The sequence below is a fragment of the Gabonia massiliensis genome (assembly GCF_001403595.1).
Taxonomy (GTDB): domain Bacteria; phylum Bacteroidota; class Bacteroidia; order Bacteroidales; family Coprobacteraceae; genus Coprobacter; species Coprobacter secundus.
The window spans coordinates 966,914-984,404 of the sequence record NZ_LN877939.1; the positions used below are offsets into that span (position 1 = coordinate 966,914).

A 17,491-nucleotide genomic window follows, 5' to 3' on the forward strand; every position below is an offset into this window, starting at 1 on the left:
AACAATCGTTACTAAGTGCACAACTTTCACAGGTATCTGATAGTTTCCAACGTATGCAATCGATAGTTAATCTCTATCATGCATTAGGTGGAGGACGATAAGTTATGAACCTTAAATTAGTAAAATTATGATTAGTCCATTGGCCTATGTAAATCCGAAGGCAAAAATTGGGAAAGATGTCACCATCCACCCTTTTGCGTACATTGATGAAAATGTCGAAATCGGAGACAACTGTACAATTATGCCTTATGCAAGTATCCTGTCAGGAACCCATATGGGAAATAATAATATGGTGTACCAAGCTGCAATCATCGGTGCAACTCCTCAGGACTTTCAATTTAAAGGAGATGAAACTTTTGTAGAAATCGGTAATGATAATGTAATTCGAGAAAAAGCAATTATCAACCGAGCAACATTTAAAGGAAATTCCACAACTGTCGGAAATGGAAATTTCATTTTAGAGGGTGTCCATGTAGCCCATGATACTCAAATCGGAAATTTTTGTATTTTGGGTAACGGGACAAAAACTGCAGGAAACTGCACCCTTGACGATAAAGCAATTTTAGGTAGTGGCGTTATCCTCAAACATGGTTGCCACGTAGGTGGTTGGACATTAGTCAGGGATGGTTGTCGAGCAAATAAAGACGTACCTCCATATATTGTCGCTGCTCATAATCCAATCAGTTATTATGGAATCAATGCTGTTCTTTTATCAAAGAAAGGAAATATTTCTAATGACATTTTAGATAATATAGCAAAAGCTTATCGTCAAATATATCAATGTGGAACCAGTTTAGAAAACGCTCTCCGCAATATAAGAGAAATGGTACCCATGTCTCCAGAGATTCAATATATCTTGGACTTTATCGAACATTCTGATAAAGGAATTATCGGAGGCGTTCAATAAGAAACTAAATAGACTTACATAAAAAGCGCAGGGATTAAAATCCCTGCGCTTTTTATGTATATAAACATCATATATCTTAATTTAAAAATATACCATTCATAGTCCGATAAGTACAAGAATTAGATAATAAAGTACTTTTTTAGGTATTTAACAAGCTCTATATTTGTTGTATACATTTAACCATCAATATTATATGAGAAAAACATTTTATCTATTTTCGAAAACAGAGTTTCTATCTGTTATTCTTATTTTATTGTCAGTTCTTCCTTCCCAAGCGATATCTGACAAATTCACGAGTGGAGAAGGAACAATCAGCTCCCCATATATTATCCAGACAGCAGAACAGATACAAAATATTACTCTATATCGAGATGCTTATTTTCAATTAGGGAATAATATTGATTTAACAGAATGGATAAATACCAACAATCCTGAAAAAGGGTGGGAATCTTTATGCCCAGAAGAGTCTATGCCTTTTACTGGTCAGCTAGATGGTGCAGGATATGCCATTACTGGGCTTTGGTTTAACCGACCAACCGATAGTCACATAGGCGGACTCTTCTCCTGGGTAGGGACAAATGCTGTCATTAAAAACCTCATTCTAAAAACAACAGCCCAAGGCATTATCGGAGGGTCAGATGTTGGAGGAATTGTAGGCCGCATATCCAATAATGCAACTAATATTCTAATCAATAACTGCTTCGCAGATGTACACGTAAAAGGGACAACAAACAGCGGGGGCATTTTAGGATATAGTTATACCGGTGGAGTAATTATATCCAATTGTTATGTCACCGGACAAGTAACCGCCAAAAACAGTAATGCCGGTGGTATAGCTGGACAGTTATGGAATAAAGCAGATTTTATTATACAAAATTGCTATACAACAGCCAATATCATTTCTGAGAATGCAGATTGTGTAGGTGGTATTGTAGGTACTATAGGCGGACCTTCTGTCGATAAGGCTGCCCATATAACTCTCAAAAACTGTGTAGCGGTTAATCCTCTTCTGCAAATAAGCAGTTCCAGTACCGAAAATTCCATTGGACATATTATTGGAAGATTAGTAAAAAAAAATACTACAGGAACTATAGAAAATAATATAGCTCTAAAAGAAACCAAACTTATTAAAGATGGTACCAATATCATACCTGAAAATAACACGATAGAAAACGACGGAACAACCAAAAATATACATGAATTGATTGAACAAACTGTATATTTACAATTGGGATGGGACTTTACTAATATCTGGACAATGCCCAATAAAGAGTATTCATTTCCCATTTTAAGCCAACTGTCAACAGATGAACAACCCATAAAATTGTCTGACGAATTAAATAACCTACTCAATACACCTAAAATTGAGTTTGAGGGTGGTGATGGTTCCGAAGCGTCTCCATATATCATAAAAACAGCGACCCAACTACATAATATAGGAATTTTTCCTAATGCTCATTACAAACTCTCTGGAAACATTGATTTAACAGAATGGATATATGCGAATAGCCCAGAGACTGGATGGATACCTTTATGCTCATTGACTGAGCCCTTCACCGGGACACTAGATGGTAACGGATTTACAATAACAGGGCTTTGGATTGACATGCCAACAACAAATGAAACAGGTCTATTCTCATATGTCGGAGGTAATGCTATCATCAAAAACTTAGGAGTAAAAACTTTAGACAAAGGAATCAGAGGAAAAGAAAATATTGGTGCCATAGTAGGAAGAATAAAAGAAAATGCTAATGCTGAAATCAAAAATTGCTACGCTGATGCTTGCATTATTGGAGAAAAAAGCTGTGGTGGTATTTTAGGTTATAGTTATAAAGGTAATGTAATTATATCTGATTGTTACAGTTCAGGAAATATATCCATCAACACTGAAGGAGCAGGTGGAATCGCTGGATATTTATGGAATAAAGCAGAGTTTGTTATACGAAATTGCTATAGTACAAGTAAAATCAATGCTACAGGTGACGGATACAACATCGGAGGTCTATTGGGAATTGTAGGTGGTCCAGGAACAAGCATCAGTGCAACAATTACGATCGAAAATTGCGTAGCAATAAATCCCTCTATATCTTTCGAAGCTACATCAGAAACCGCACAAACAAGAATCGGACGTATTGCCGGATGGATTAAAGACGGGACTGTCAATGCTACTATCAGGAATAATAGAGCTCTTTCTGACATAAAACTAATAAGAGGAACTGAAACTCTTAATGCCGAAAGTAATGCTTCCGGAAAAGATGGATTGAACTCAACTGCATCCGACTTAAAAAAGGAAGATTCATATCTCAATTTGGAGTGGAATTTTATCAGCATATGGAACATGAGCAATGAAAAATATCCACTTCCTATCTTATCCGGAATGAACACAGAAAATCAACCAAAAACTTTACCAGAAGAATTAGCCAAAATATTTTCAGAATCGACTACCGGAATATCAACTGTTAGCAATAATCTTATTGATATCATAATAAAAGGAAATACATTGATTATTCGAAATAAATTACCCGAAAATATTGTTTCAATTTTCGACATAACAGGAAAACATATGTTAGATACATATGAGTCAAGAATCGAATTAAACAATTTCCCTAAAGGTATCTATATATTAAACACGCAGAAACAATCTCTGAAATTTTCAAAATAAAGACCTATTCTCAAAAATTCAATAATAATATCAATCATGAATCTCAGCAAACATACAGTTAGCGTACTTTTTACTACTTTATTTGTAGTTACATCTTTTGCGCAAGGAATCGATAACATCCCTCAAAAATCTGAAATTTTAAAGAAAATAAAATTGGTAAATGACTATTATTTATCTGGGCACTCAACTCCAGGAAATAATCAATGGGTCACTTCGATATATTTTACTGGATGTATGGAATTTTATAAAATATATCCAGATAAAGAGTTACTAAACTATATGAACAATTGGGGTGAGAAGAATAATTGGGCTTTAGGAAGTTCTGCTGCTAATCATGGTGCAGACCAGCAAGTATGTGGACAAACATATATCGACCTTTATAACTTGGACGAAATAAAAAATGAAATTAAAATCAAAGCTATCAAAGAAAGTATAGATGATTTGATAAAAAATCCAATAGAAGCCAAAGATGATTGGTTCTGGGTAGACGCTTTATATATGGCTATGCCTGTATTTTCAAAACTGGGAGTTTTATATGAAGATGACGCATATTTCAACCAAATGTACTCTATGTATCAAGATACAAAAAATACACGAAAACTGTATGATACAACTGACCATCTATGGTTCAGAGATGGAAACTCTTTCAAAAAAAGTCCTAATGGGAAAAAAGTATTCTGGTCTCGAGGCAATGGCTGGGCATTAGCTGCTTATGCTCGGGTATTAAGGGATCTACCAGAAAACAGTCCATATCGGGAAGAATTTATAACATCATTCAAAGAAATGGCCGAAGCTATAAAAAGCAGACAAAGGGACGATGGCTTCTGGAATGTAAACTTAGATGACCCGGAACACTATGGTGGCATGGAAACAAGCGGGACAGCTCTTTTTGTCTATGGGCTTTCTTGGGGAATCAATAACGGTCTTCTAGACAAAGCAACTTACCTTCCTACTATATTGAAAGCATGGGATGGACTGACAACTTATGCAATACAGCCATCGGGACTTCTAGGGTATGTTCAAGGTGCCGGTTGGCAACCTGAATCTTCTCAACCTGTTACAGCAACAAGTACAGCAGATTTCGGTGTAGGAGCTTTTTTATTAGCAAGCAGTGAATTCATTAAAATGGCTCCAGGCGATATGCCTGAACCAGAAAAGCCCATTATAGATATCGATGTCACTGCCAGCGATTATGAAGCTGGAACAGAAAATACACCTGATAAAACCTTAGACAGACAATTTTCTACTCGATGGTCCGCCGAAGGAGAACAATGGATTATGTTCGACTTAAGATTAAAAAAAAACATTGCATCCGTAGACATTGCATTCTACACTGGGGACAAACGTAAGACAACTTTTTCTATAGAATTATCAACAGATGGAAAAGCTTTCACTGAGGTTTTTAACGGTACGTCAAGCGGTACGACCAGCAGTTGGGAAAATTTTCCATTTCCTCCACAGGAAGCTCGTTACATCAGAATAAATTGTAACGGAAATACCCAAAACAAATGGAATAGTATCTCTGAAGTCAGAATTAACGATACCAGCGAATATGATACAAGCATAGAAATAGTCTCTAAAAGAATTGTCCAGCAGCTAATTGCTAATGGTTATACAGATCCAACTCAACTAATGAATACCATAAATGAAGATGGCTCTTGGCCAGGCATTGACTATTCGGATACCCATTCATTAACTGATGGATGGGAACCTGATAAACACTTCAGTAACTTACTCGTTTTAGCTACAGCATATAACCACCCCAAGTGCAGTTATTATAAAAGCCCACTCTTACTGAAAAAAATCATATCCGGATGCGAATATGTTACCCGATGGGATTATCCGACTGACGAAGACAATTGGTGGTGGAACTCAATCGGAGATCCTCAGAAATACTCCTATACACTCATACTAATAAAAAACGAAGTCCCGACATCAGATATAAAAAGATATTCCACGTTTATAAAAGACGATACAGGAAATCAAAGTCATCAAGGACAAAATCGGGCATGGGTTTCGGAAATAACTTTTAATAAAGGTTGTATTGAAAACAATTACAATCTAACATTCCGAGGTTTTTCATCAATGGCATCTATTTTACAAATTGCAAAAACAAAATTTCCAATCAACGGAAGTGAATCTAAAGAAGAAGGCTTAAAATCAGACTTTAGTTTTCATCAACATAGACGACAAATTCAATCTGGAAGCTACGGACTAGAATTAATCTCCGCTCTTAACAACACAATTATTCTTACCGAAGGTACAACTTTCAGTTCAGCTTTCAGTTCAGAAAAAAGAAAACTATTTTCAGATATGATGCTTAATGGCCATATGCTCTTCAGCTACAAAAAAGTCATGGATTTCGGAGTAAAAGGTCGAAATATAGCACGCCCATCTGATTATGATATGAATTTCATCCCACAAGAATTAGACAAAATGGCAAAATTTGATACAGAACATGCCGATATATATTCTAAATGGAAACAACATATTGAAGAAGATGCACCTTTCCCTACCTCGGGTAACAAACACTTCTGGCTATCCGATATGATGACCCACCATGGAAAGAACTATTACCTTTCTGCTAAAGTAATATCATCCAGAACTAATGGTTCAGAGTCTCTCAATGGAGAAAATATCAAAGCTGCCAACCTTCCCTGTGGTGCAACCAATATTATGACAACCGGTGAGGAATATTTTAATATTTTCCCGTTATGGAATTGGAATAGAATCCCGGGTACTACATCTATTCAGAAAGATAGTTTTACAAATTTAAACGGATATATATTAGCAACAAACACTTTTGCAGGAGGAATCAGTGATAGCCTTTCAGGAATTTTAGCCTACCAACATAATTATAAGAATGTAAAAGCAAACAAATCTTATTTCTTCATGGACGATGCCATGATATGTTTAGGTTCCGACATTATTTCTTCTGAGGCAGCTCCCGTTGTAACATCAGTCAATCAATGTTTCCAATCAGGAGATGTTTTCTATTCTGACGGAGCTAATTCAAAAAAACTCTCTGACGAAAACATCACTTCGGAAGATATAAAATGGATACACCACAATAATATAGGTTATATATTTCCTCAACAAGCCAATATCAATATAGAGGCGAAAGAGCAAACAGGCTCGTGGAGCAAAATAACCAAATCAGGGAGTACTGAAACAATAACTGCACCTATATTCAGTATATGGCTCAATCATGGCACAACTCCTGATAATGCTACTTACCAATACATCGTTGCTCCAAACAAAACAATAAAAGAAATGGAATCATATACTCAAAATACAGGTTTAGAAATTAAAAAAAATGATTCCAAAGGGCAAATTGTATATAGCAAAATAAACAACCTATATGCAATTGTCATGTATACGGCTGGTACAATCAATTTAGAAAAAGAATTATCCCTTTACAGTGATAAACCATGTATGATACTATTGAAAATAAAAGATCAGAAATATACCATATCAATTTCTGACCCCACTTACTCTCAGCAAAAGATCAATATATCCATTTCTAAAATACTCTCCGGTAATAATGCAGAAGTTGCATTGAATGGAAATAGCACCAATATCGAATTTAATCTTCCAAATCCGAACGATGAATATGTTGGTAGCACCGTCACTTATACATATATAGAAGAAAAAACTACAGACGTCTCAGAAATAGAAATACAAAATAAAATATCTGTATATCCTAATCCTGTAACAGAAACCTTATATATAGAGGGTACTAATAATGATGCTTCAATTTACATACTAAATTGTACAGGTAATTTGATAATGAAAACTCAGAACAAACAAATAAAAATGGATTCTTATCCTAAAGGTATTTACTTCGTCAAAATACAAGATAGGATTTTTAAAATAATAAAAAAATAATATATTTTGCATCGGGAATCAATAGCTTGTACTATAAATAAACCCTGAAAGTCCTGTATCAAATTTTCAGGGTTTATTTTTTATCTCTCCTAATTTATTTATTCCTCATTCAACTTTTCTCCAATAATACGAGCAGCAATAGCAACATATTCTGCACATGGACGACGTTTATAATACTCTTCTGTACGGTCTGAAGGTATCGGATCATCCTTTTTCTTAGTAAGTCCTAATAATTCTCTACATACAATAGAACCATTTTCTTTTTTAAACCGCTCGGCCAGCTCTTGTATTACAGTATAATTTTTCGTTTTAGCTTCTTTCCCTTCGGGTGTATTGGCAGGTATGCCAGCTGGATACTTTAACCCGGCAATTATAAAAGAAGCACTTACTGTTCCACAAACTTCTCTTAACCGGCCCATGCCTCCCCCTAAAGGAGCAACCAAAGTTGCCCCAAATCTTTCATCAATACCAAATAAATCACAATATGCCAAAAATACCGATTGAGAACAATTATATCCGTCCAAGAAAAAAGCTTTTGCCCTTCTTGAACGTTCTTCTACATCTATTTTCATAAAACATTACCATTGTATAGGCTCTATCCCATAGGATCGCAAATATTCGTTCGTTCTACTAAAATGTTTATTTCCAAAAAAACCCCTATGTGCTGATAATGGAGAAGGATGTGGAGACTTTAAAACCAAATGTTTCGAACGATCTATAAAATCCCCTTTTCTCTGTGCATAAGAACCCCACAAAATAAATACAAGATGTTCTCGTTCTTCTGCCAAACGATGTATTACAGCATCGGTAAACTGCTCCCACCCCCGATTCTGATGAGATCCGGCCTGATGTGCTCTTACCGTTAGAGTCGCATTCAACAGCAAAACTCCTTGTGATGCCCAACGTGATAAATCGCCACTCTTAGGAATGGGAATTCCCAAATCAGATTCTATTTCTTTAAAGATGTTTTGCAATGAAGGAGGGAACATAATCCCATCATTTACTGAAAAACATAGACCATTGGCCTGACGAGGTTCATGATAGGGATCCTGACCTAAAATTACAACTTTTACTTTATCAAAAGGACAAGCATCAAAGGCGCTAAACATCTGACTACCGGGAGGATACACTGTAGTAGTAGCATACTCCGAACGGACAAAATCAGTAAGCTTCACAAAATAGTCTTTATCAAACTCATCTTGCAACCGTCGCTTCCAGCTTTCTTCAATTCGCACATTCATAAATTATAGAATTAAACTTTTTAATATATCTATTTGCAAAGCTACAAATATTTCTTACATTTGCATGCTAAAAGGCCCCATAGTTTAGTGAATAGAACGTCAGATTCCGGTTCTGAAGGTCGCAGGTTTGAGTCCTGCTGGGGTCACAAAAATAAAAACCAATAAGTTAACAATATAAACCATATTTCTTCTAAAGATTTATGGTTCATTTTATTTACTTTTGCTTGAAAATGTTTCGCAATAGTTTCGTAAATTTCAACCATGACCACAATCAAAATAAAAGTTGAAAAACCTGAGAAAGAGAGATCATAAATATAGAAACTAAGTAAAAAAGAAAGAGAATATTTATAATACAACATAAAAAATAGTTGGCGTCATAACATTATGTTAATATTTATAAACAACTAATATTAAATATATATTATACCATGAAAAAATTGTTGAATATATTTTTTTTCTACTTGCTTCTACTGATATGTCTCAGCTGTAATGCCTCTCTAAAAACAGAAACATATCTAATTGAAATCCCTGTACCTCAAAGGCCTGCAGGACAATCTGATGTCATTGCTCTAACTGCCCCCAAAATAGATACTGTCCGTACCGGATTTATCGGATTAGGAATGAGAGGGCCAAGTGCCGTAAGCAGATTTACTCATATTCCCGGAGTCAAAATTATAGCACTCTGTGACATTCGTCCTGAGTGTGTAGAAAAAACTCAAAAAATTTTAGACAAAAACGGATATCCGCGAGCCATTTCCTATACAGGAAGCGAGGATGCATGGAAACAACTCTGTGAACGAGACGACATTGATTTGGTGTATATAGCCACAGACTGGAAACATCATGCCGACATGGCTATATATGCCATGGAACATGGAAAACATGTAGCAGTAGAAGTTCCTGCTGCTATGACTTTAGATGAAATTTGGAAATTAATAGATACTTCGGAAAGAACCCGAAAACATTGTATGCAACTTGAAAACTGTGTCTACGACTATTTTGAACTAACAACTCTAAACATGGCACAGCAAGGGTTATTCGGAGAAATCTTACATGTAGAAGGCTCATATATCCACAATTTGGAAGAATTTTGGCCAGAATATTGGAATAACTGGCGCCTGGATTACAATCGCAGATTCCGAGGTGACATATATGCTACACATGGAATGGGACCGGCATGCCAATTATTAAATATTCACCGAGGAGACAAAATGAATTTTTTAGTGGCTATGGATACTAAAGCTGTAACAGGCCCGGATATTATAAAAAAACAAACCGGAGAAGATATTTTGGATTTTCAAAATGGAGACCACACAACAACCATGATTCGTACAGAAAAAGGTAAAACCTTGATGATTCAACATAATGTCATGAATCCTCGTCCTTATAGCCGTATGTATCAGTTAACCGGGACGAATGGGTTTGCCAACAAATATCCAGTAGAAGGATATGTCCTACGTCCGACTCCAATATCGGAAAAAATAACTCCTAATTTTGAAAATTTGACCGCTCATGGATTTGTATCGGATGACATAAAAAAAGCATTAATGGAGAAATACAAACATCCTATTATCAAAGAATTAGAAGAAACAGCAAAACAAGTTGGAGGGCATGGAGGAATGGATTATATCATGGATTATCGTCTGATATATTGCCTCCGTAATGGACTTCCTTTGGATATGGACGTCTATGACTTAGCAGAATGGTGCTGCTTAGCAGAACTAACCAGAATTTCTATAGAAAATAACAGCGCACCTGTCACCATCCCAGATTTCACACGTGGAAACTGGAACAAACTTAATGAATTAAGATTTGCTTACTAAAATAATCAAGAACCTTAAAAGTATCTGAACAACTATAATATGCAAATACTTTTAAGGTTCTATACTCTCTCCAATACTAATTATTGACCATATCCTCGTATCTTTACATCCCAAGATATTGGCACGTTGCATAATAATAATCTTAATAAAATCAACAAATACGCCTAAAACTAATAACCTAAATTAGAATGCCGCTTATATCATTCGTGTCTGTCGTAGTACCGTAAATGCAAAATTGAATGATTTTTCTTCTCTGCATCAACATCATTTCTCCCAATAATTTCATAACTTAAATGAAGATAAAATTTCAAAGCGTCCTTATTCTCTTCATTTACATCTACATTAATGCATACGATTTAAAGCAAAATGCATAAGTTGCGTACCAAGACTTTGTCTATAATAATTCGGATGAACAAACAACATTTCGACCTGATTATTTGACAAACCAATAAATGCTTTTATTTCAGAAACACTTTCTTTGATACCATACAACTTCACATTATCAAAATAATATTCCAATATAGCTTTTTTATAAAACAAAATTTCTTCTTCCAAGAAACCCATGAGTCGCTCTTATCGATGCTTCCCAAACTTTGATTAATGAGAAATAATCTTTTTTATCTAAAATCTGATTTGCTCATCCATCATAATCTATAAAAATAATAAAATCAAAAAAATGAGGCTGTCTCAAAATAGAAAAATTGGATAGACTTGCTTATAATCTATAAGTTACAATATAAAAACCTCCTGCTCTAGCCTTCATTTATCTTAATGATATGGCCAAAAGCAGGAGATTTTTCACTTTTAAGTTTCAATCTGTAAGATTTTTACTTTAGCAATTCTATTTTGAAACAGCCTCTTTATTAAATGTTTACGCTCCAAAATCATCATACATAAGCATCTCTCTAGGAACTCCCAAATCCCAAAGCATTTTCTTAACAGCATTGGCCATTGGACCAGGACCACACATATAATATTCTATATCCTCTGGGGCCTCATGGTCTTTCAAATAATGATCATATATTACTTGATGAATGAACCCCGTATATCCAGTCCAATTATCTTCAGGCTGAGGGTCACTTAATGCAATGTGGAAAGAGAAATTTGGGAATTCCCGTTCAATCTCCCGGAAATCTTCTTCATAAAAAATTTCCCGTCGAGAACGAGCTCCATACCAATAGGAGATTTTACGATCAGTTGTTTTCAGCGTTTTGAATAAGTGCAACAATTGAGAACGCAAAGGCGCCATACCTGCACCACCACCAATATACAACATTTCACGTTTAGTATCAAGGATATGAAACTCTCCATAAGGTCCTGAAATAGTGACCTTATCACCCGGTTTTCGAGTAAAAAGATAAGAAGAACAAATACCTGGTTTTATTCCCTGTGCCCATGTCCCTGTATTCCGGTCAAATGGAGGTGTAGCAATACGAATATTCAACATTACGATATCCCCCTCGGCCGGATAATTCGCCATAGAATATGCGCGATAAGTTTCTTCATCATTTTTACAAACAAGCCCCCACATCTTAAATTTATCCCATTCATCACGGAATTTTTCCTCAATTTCCATATCGGTAAATTTAATATCGTATTTAGGGACATCTATCTGGATATAACTACCCGGCTTAAAATTCAATTTTTCTCCTTCTGGTAAACGAACTACAAATTCTTTAATAAAAGAAGCTACATTATGGTTCGAAATTACTTCACACTCCCATTTCTTAATTCCCAGTACTTCTTGAGGAATCTTAATCTGAAGATCATTTTTAACTTTTACCTGACAAGCCAAACGATAATGGTCATGTATTTGTTTGCGAGTAAAAAATCCAGTCTCGGTAGGAAGTATCTCTCCTCCCCCTTCTAATACCTGACAACGACACATTCCACAACTTCCACCACCACCACAGGCAGATGGTAAAAATATTTTATTTGCAGCCAAAGTTGAAAGCAATGTAGAACCCGCTCCGGTTACAACTTCTCTCTCTCCATCATTTATATTTATTTTCAATTCACCTGAAGGAGTCAACTTATTTTTTGCAAATAACAATACTGCTACCAATACTAAAATAAGTATCAGAAATATAACTACTGCTACCCCGATAGTCAGACTGTTAATCATTGATAATACCATCGTATCTTTCTATTTAAAATGAATACCCGATTATAATTTAATCCCCAAAAAACTCATAAAAGCAATGCCCATAAGACCTGTTGCTATAAACGTAATCCCAATACCTTTAAGAGGCGCAGGAACATTGGAATAAGCCAACTTTTCGCGAATAGCGGCAATCCCCATAATTGCCAACAACCAACCAATTCCTGAGCCTAATCCATATATTGTAGCTGCTCCAACAGAAGGGAATGCTCTCTGTTGCATAAAAAGCGAACCACCTAATATAGCACAATTTACAGCTATTAACGGTAAAAAGATTCCTAATGAAGCATAAAGAGAAGGAGCATATTTCTCAACTATCATCTCAACTAATTGAGTCATTGATGCAATTACCGCAATAAACATAATCAGGCTAAGAAAACTCAAATCTACAGTTTTGTACTCGTCTCCAAGCCATTGTAAAGCTCCAGGCTTAAGAATATAGTTTTCCAGCAAATAATCCACCGGTAAAGTTATTACCAACACAAACGTTACAGCAAGTCCCAATCCTATTGCTGTTTTTACATTTTTAGACACAGCAAGATAAGAACACATGCCTAAAAAGTAAGCAAATATCATATTGTCTATAAAGATAGACCGGATAAACAGATTTAAATTTTCCATTTTCTATTTATTTTAAGGAACCTACTACTTTTCTTGCAAATCTTTATTTCGAGAGCGATGTACCCAGATAATACACGCAACAGTAATCAAAGCCATCGGAGGCAATATCATCAAACCATTATTCTCATATCCCCAATCGTAAAAAGCTTGAGGTATCACTTGGTAGCCAAATAATGTTCCTGAACCTAATAGCTCTCGGAAAAAAGCAACAATAACCAATATTATTCCATATCCAATTCCATTACCAACACCATCCAAGAAAGATTCCCACGGTCCATTACCTAAAGCAAAAGCTTCAAGACGTCCCATTAAAATACAATTGGTAATAATCAACCCTACAAAAACGGACAACTGTTTACTTACATCATATACATAGGCTTTCAATACTTGGTCTACAATAATAACTAATGCAGCAACCACAACCAATTGCACGATAATACGTATACTATTAGGTATCGTATTACGCAAAAGCGATATAATCACGTTTGCAAATGCCAACACAGCCGTTACGGAGATAGCCATAACAAAAGCTGGCTCCAGCTTTGCAGTAACGGCTAATGCCGAACAAATACCCAATATCTGCACAATTACCGGGTTATTCTTTGAGAGCGGACCCAGTAATACTTGTTTTGTTTTTTTCGATAACATATTTTTCTTCTCCGCTTATTTTTTTAATGATTTTAAAAAATTCTGATAAGGAGCAATACTATTCTGCATCATAGACTGAACCCCCTTACTGGTAATTGTACCACCAGATATAGCATCGACATATTCTGCTCCATCTACAGGCTTCTGCCCCTTTTTCTCAACAGCTACAGATTTAAAATCTCCATCAACAAAAAAATGTTTACCTTGATATTGATCTGAAAACATAGGTTTTTCTATTTCTGCACCTAATCCTGGAGTTTCTCCCTGATGAGCAAAAAAAGCACCATAAATAGTATCTCCATCCGTATCGACAGAGACATATCCCCAAATTGGCCCCCATAAACCAGCACCATACATCGGGAAAATATATTTCTCAGCTCCATCATCTAATCGACAAACAAATACGGGTAATTCTCTTTTATCCGGGTCTAATTTTACCTGAGCCGCAACATCGACATCAAAGGCATTGCCTTCTATTTTATTACCCTGTTTATCAATAATGTATGAATCGACAATATATTTTTTATATAAATCCTGTGCATTCGTCGCATCTGAAGAAATATTTACAGAACTCAATATCTGCTTCATCTTATCTATTTCTACATTTCTTGTCTGTTGAGGTTTCAACGACAACGATGCAAAGGCTAACACCGCAGCGACAACAACTACCATCACTGAAGCATATATTATTGTATAACCATTACTCTGCTTATTCATAACTTCATTTTTTATGCATTAGTATTAGCTCGTTTGAGTCGTTTCTTAACATTGCTTTCTACCACAAAATAATCGATCAGAGGTGCGAACACATTCATCAACAATACAGCAAGCATAGCTCCTTCAGGATAGCCTGTATTATATACACGAATTAAAATAGCGATGACACCTATCAGAAAACCATAAATATATTTTCCCAATGTCGTACGGGCTCCTGTTACGGGATCAGTCGCCATAAATACAGCTGCAAAAGCAAATCCACCTAAACAAACCTGATCAAGCGGAGACAACATCGAACCCGGATAAGTTGATGAAGCAAACAAATTTGCAATATATCCCATAAATAATCCACCAACAAACACCGACAACATAATCCGCCAACTAGCTATCCGTGTAAACAACAAGATTGCAGCACCAATAAGGATAGCCAAAGTTGATGTCTCGCCAATAGAGCCAGGAATCAATCCAACAAAAGAATCCCACAATGAAATAGGCTCACCCAATATGTTGGTCAAATGTACTTGTCCGCCTGTCGCTGTGGCAACCTGTCCCAGAGGTGTTGCCCCTGAAAAATTATCAACAACCGTACCTGCTCCTAAACCAAAAGTATCGGACGTCCTCACAAATACAGCATCTCCCGACATTTTTGATGGATATGCAAAGAAAAGGAAAGCTCTTGTTACCAATGCAACATTAAACACATTCATACCTGTTCCGCCAAACACTTCCTTAGCAAAAATAACAGCAAATGCTGTTGCGACAGCAATCATCCATAATGGAGTATCTACAGGAACAATCATCGGTATAAGAATCCCCGATACTAAAAATCCTTCTTGAATTTCATGTCCTCGTATCTGAGCTGCTGTAAACTCGATACCTAAGCCAACAATATATGATACAATAATCTTAGGAAGAACTGCCAAAAATCCGAAAAGAAAGGTTGTCCAAAATCCCGTAATATCACTTTCCCCTATAGCCAAATAATGTTGATAGCCAACATTGTACATTCCGACTAATAATGCCGGAATCAAGGCTAGAATGACCACAGACATTGTCCGTTTGGCGTCTATACTGTCATGGATATGTACACCTGATTTCGACGTAGTTGCCGGAACAAACAGAAAAGTTTCAAATCCCTCAAATACCGATTGAAACTTCTCGAATTTTCCACCTGGTTCGAAATTAGGTTTTATTTTATCGATATAATTTCTTAATGCTTTCAATGTTATATAAATTTTATTGATTATAAGTTTAGTTCATCTCTTTCATCAATTCGTCAAGGCCATTACGAATAATTTTCTGAATTTCGAGCTTCGATGTATCGACAAATTCACACAAGGCAAAATCTTCCGGAGCAACTTCATAAATACCCAAATTCTCCATCTTTTCTACATCAAATGCAATAGTTGCTTTAATCAAAAATTCAGGAAGGATATTCATCGGAAACACTCTATCATATTCTCCAGACATAATGATAGCTCGTTCTCCCCCATTCAAACGTGCATCAAGTACATATTCCTTTTTCTTTCCTAACAACCAAGTAAAATACGCATGGCTTACACTATATTTCTTCAATCCCGGTACTGCCCATCCAAATAATTCATGGCAATCGTCTCCCTCAGGAATAACTGTTATCTGACTATGAGGAGCTCTCAAATAATCATTTTCCGAAACTTTTGTCCCAGTCAATACATTACCACTGATATAGCGCTGATGATAATCGGTCTTTTTCACTCTTTCAGACAAAATTGAATCTATACGAGCCCCCAACCGAGTCCGAACATATAAAGGCCTTCTTATTTCAGACCCGGTAATCGCTACTATACGAGAAAAATCAACAATACCATTGTTCAATAAACGGCCGATAAACAAAACATCAAATGCACTCATCGTCCAAACAACGTCACCTTTGTTTATCGGTGCAATATGCTGTATCTGTACGCCAACGTTCCCTGCAGGATGAGGCCCTTCAAAAAGAACAGATTCGACATTTGATACAGAAATAGGATTACTGGCCGACATACCAACGTATACTTTCCCTGACGTCAATTTCCTCAAAGCATCTAGTCCTGTCTGAAAATTTATTTCATCACCTTTCAATACAAAATTGAAATCTGGAGCTAATGGTGCCGTATCCCATGCTGTAACAAAAATATCCCGAGGATTAACCTCCGGATTAGCAATAACATCATATGGACGTTGCTTTATAAATGGAAATATACCAGACTGCAATAACAAATCTTTAATTTGTTCTCCTGTAAGATCGTCTACATTTTTCTTACCAAACTCTACATACGTTTGTTCGGTATCTGCTTTTACTGTAATATCCAGCACCTTTCGACGTTCACCTCTATTAATTGCCACAACTTCACCACTTACCGGTGATACAAATTGAACCTCCGGACGGTTCTTGTCATACATAAGAGGAGCTCCCGCATCGACATGCTCGCCAGGTTTAACTACAACTTTAGGTACAACACCATGAAAATCGTCCGGTATTATTGCGAAATATTCGCTAAGCGCAGCTTCTTCTACTACGTTAACCGGCCTTCCTTTCAGGTTTATATCTAAGCCTTTCTTTAATTTCACCACATTTGCCATGTTGATTTCAATAAATTTTAGAATTTGGGTGCAAAGATAGCCTTTTTACACCAATTTATAACAAAAAATATTTCAAATAAAGATTTTTTTCTTTATTTAGCTCCTTAATAGTCAATTATAAAGCTTATTTATTGGACATTGCTATCTCTATTTTTCATTTTTTAATAAATTCTGCTATTTCAAGATTACAAAGTAGTTTTATAAAAAAATCAATTTAATTAA

The 17,491-nt window shown here is 35.9% G+C and carries 14 protein-coding genes and 1 tRNA gene; 6 read left to right on the forward strand and 9 right to left on the reverse strand.

Annotation, left to right across the window (positions count from 1 at the left end):
* From BN2628_RS17605 to BN2628_RS08765, 4 genes are all read left to right on the forward strand, one after another.
* The coding region (locus BN2628_RS17605) for a hypothetical protein (RefSeq protein WP_257606462.1) at window positions 1–101 on the forward strand (101 nt) is incomplete at its 5' end.
* Window positions 102–127: 26 nt separating this feature from the next.
* On the forward strand, window positions 128–907 hold the full coding sequence (lpxA, locus tag BN2628_RS08755) for an acyl-ACP--UDP-N-acetylglucosamine O-acyltransferase (protein WP_044225567.1): 780 nt from the start codon (window positions 128–130) through the stop codon (window positions 905–907).
* 193 nt (window positions 908–1,100) lie between these two features.
* Window positions 1,101–3,569, forward strand: coding sequence for a M26 family metallopeptidase (locus BN2628_RS08760; RefSeq protein WP_044225571.1), 2,469 nt, complete (start codon window positions 1,101–1,103; stop codon window positions 3,567–3,569).
* Between the two features lie 36 nt (window positions 3,570–3,605).
* Entirely contained in the window at window positions 3,606–7,457 is a 3,852-nt protein-coding gene (locus BN2628_RS08765; RefSeq protein WP_055096870.1) for a glycoside hydrolase family 88 protein, read from the forward strand.
* Window positions 7,458–7,555: 98 nt separating this feature from the next.
* Here BN2628_RS08765 and BN2628_RS08770 read toward each other — a convergent pair whose 3' ends face one another.
* Together BN2628_RS08770 and ung are read right to left on the reverse strand one after the other, a co-directional pair.
* Entirely contained in the window at window positions 7,556–8,029 is a 474-nt protein-coding gene (locus BN2628_RS08770; protein WP_021931986.1) for a C-GCAxxG-C-C family protein, read from the reverse strand.
* A gap of 6 nt (window positions 8,030–8,035) precedes the next feature.
* Entirely contained in the window at window positions 8,036–8,698 is a 663-nt protein-coding gene (gene ung / locus BN2628_RS08775) for a uracil-DNA glycosylase (protein WP_021931985.1), read from the reverse strand.
* 73 nt (window positions 8,699–8,771) lie between these two features.
* Between ung and BN2628_RS08780 the strand changes: the two genes are divergently transcribed.
* Window positions 8,772–8,844 (forward strand) — tRNA-Arg (locus BN2628_RS08780).
* Window positions 8,845–9,126: 282 nt separating this feature from the next.
* Window positions 9,127–10,521, forward strand: coding sequence for a Gfo/Idh/MocA family protein (locus tag BN2628_RS08785; protein ID WP_055096872.1), 1,395 nt, complete (start codon window positions 9,127–9,129; stop codon window positions 10,519–10,521).
* Window positions 10,522–10,863: 342 nt separating this feature from the next.
* On the opposite strand, the gene BN2628_RS17025 is transcribed toward BN2628_RS08785, so the two are convergent.
* The 7 genes from BN2628_RS17025 to BN2628_RS08820 all read right to left on the reverse strand — a co-directional run bounded on the left by BN2628_RS17025 (window position 10,864) and on the right by BN2628_RS08820 (window position 17,269).
* Window positions 10,864–11,085, reverse strand: a complete 222-nt coding sequence (locus tag BN2628_RS17025; protein WP_021931982.1) for a GNAT family protein — start codon at window positions 11,083–11,085, stop codon at window positions 10,864–10,866.
* A gap of 307 nt (window positions 11,086–11,392) precedes the next feature.
* A complete protein-coding gene (nqrF, locus tag BN2628_RS08795) occupies window positions 11,393–12,658 on the reverse strand; it encodes an NADH:ubiquinone reductase (Na(+)-transporting) subunit F (protein WP_082430150.1) in 1,266 nt (421 codons plus the stop codon).
* Window positions 12,659–12,688: 30 nt separating this feature from the next.
* Entirely contained in the window at window positions 12,689–13,303 is a 615-nt protein-coding gene (gene nqrE / locus BN2628_RS08800; RefSeq protein WP_021931980.1) for an NADH:ubiquinone reductase (Na(+)-transporting) subunit E, read from the reverse strand.
* A 24-nt stretch (window positions 13,304–13,327) separates the two neighbouring features.
* Window positions 13,328–13,951 (reverse strand): NADH:ubiquinone reductase (Na(+)-transporting) subunit D, encoded by a 624-nt coding sequence (locus BN2628_RS08805; RefSeq protein WP_055096876.1) that lies wholly within the window; start codon window positions 13,949–13,951, stop codon window positions 13,328–13,330.
* Between the two features lie 15 nt (window positions 13,952–13,966).
* Entirely contained in the window at window positions 13,967–14,668 is a 702-nt protein-coding gene (gene nqrC / locus BN2628_RS08810; protein ID WP_055096878.1) for an NADH:ubiquinone reductase (Na(+)-transporting) subunit C, read from the reverse strand.
* 11 nt (window positions 14,669–14,679) lie between these two features.
* Window positions 14,680–15,891: an NADH:ubiquinone reductase (Na(+)-transporting) subunit B gene (locus tag BN2628_RS08815; protein WP_021931977.1), complete on the reverse strand. Its 1,212-nt coding sequence runs from the start codon at window positions 15,889–15,891 to the stop codon at window positions 14,680–14,682.
* Between the two features lie 28 nt (window positions 15,892–15,919).
* Window positions 15,920–17,269 (reverse strand): Na(+)-translocating NADH-quinone reductase subunit A, encoded by a 1,350-nt coding sequence (locus BN2628_RS08820; RefSeq protein WP_021931976.1) that lies wholly within the window; start codon window positions 17,267–17,269, stop codon window positions 15,920–15,922.
* Between the last annotated feature and the right edge of the window lie 222 nt (window positions 17,270–17,491).

Excerpts from the sequence above, each read along its gene's own strand:
- BN2628_RS08805 (WP_055096876.1), bottom strand. The coding sequence starts at position 13,951 with ATGTTATCGAAAAAAACAAAACAAGTATTACTGGGTCCGCTCTCAAAG.
- BN2628_RS17025 (WP_021931982.1), bottom strand. The coding sequence starts at position 11,085 with ATGGGTTTCTTGGAAGAAGAAATTTTGTTTTATAAAAAAGCTATATTG.
- nqrE (WP_021931980.1), bottom strand. The coding sequence starts at position 13,303 with ATGGAAAATTTAAATCTGTTTATCCGGTCTATCTTTATAGACAATATG.
- BN2628_RS08785 (WP_055096872.1), top strand. The coding sequence starts at position 9,127 with ATGAAAAAATTGTTGAATATATTTTTTTTCTACTTGCTTCTACTGATA.
- nqrC (WP_055096878.1), bottom strand. The coding sequence starts at position 14,668 with ATGAATAAGCAGAGTAATGGTTATACAATAATATATGCTTCAGTGATG.
- BN2628_RS08770 (WP_021931986.1), bottom strand. The coding sequence starts at position 8,029 with ATGAAAATAGATGTAGAAGAACGTTCAAGAAGGGCAAAAGCTTTTTTC.
- ung (WP_021931985.1), bottom strand. The coding sequence starts at position 8,698 with ATGAATGTGCGAATTGAAGAAAGCTGGAAGCGACGGTTGCAAGATGAG.
- BN2628_RS08765 (WP_055096870.1), top strand. The coding sequence starts at position 3,606 with ATGAATCTCAGCAAACATACAGTTAGCGTACTTTTTACTACTTTATTT.
- lpxA (WP_044225567.1), top strand. The coding sequence starts at position 128 with ATGATTAGTCCATTGGCCTATGTAAATCCGAAGGCAAAAATTGGGAAA.
- BN2628_RS08820 (WP_021931976.1), bottom strand. The coding sequence starts at position 17,269 with ATGGCAAATGTGGTGAAATTAAAGAAAGGCTTAGATATAAACCTGAAA.
- nqrF (WP_082430150.1), bottom strand. The coding sequence starts at position 12,658 with ATGGTATTATCAATGATTAACAGTCTGACTATCGGGGTAGCAGTAGTT.
- BN2628_RS08760 (WP_044225571.1), top strand. The coding sequence starts at position 1,101 with ATGAGAAAAACATTTTATCTATTTTCGAAAACAGAGTTTCTATCTGTT.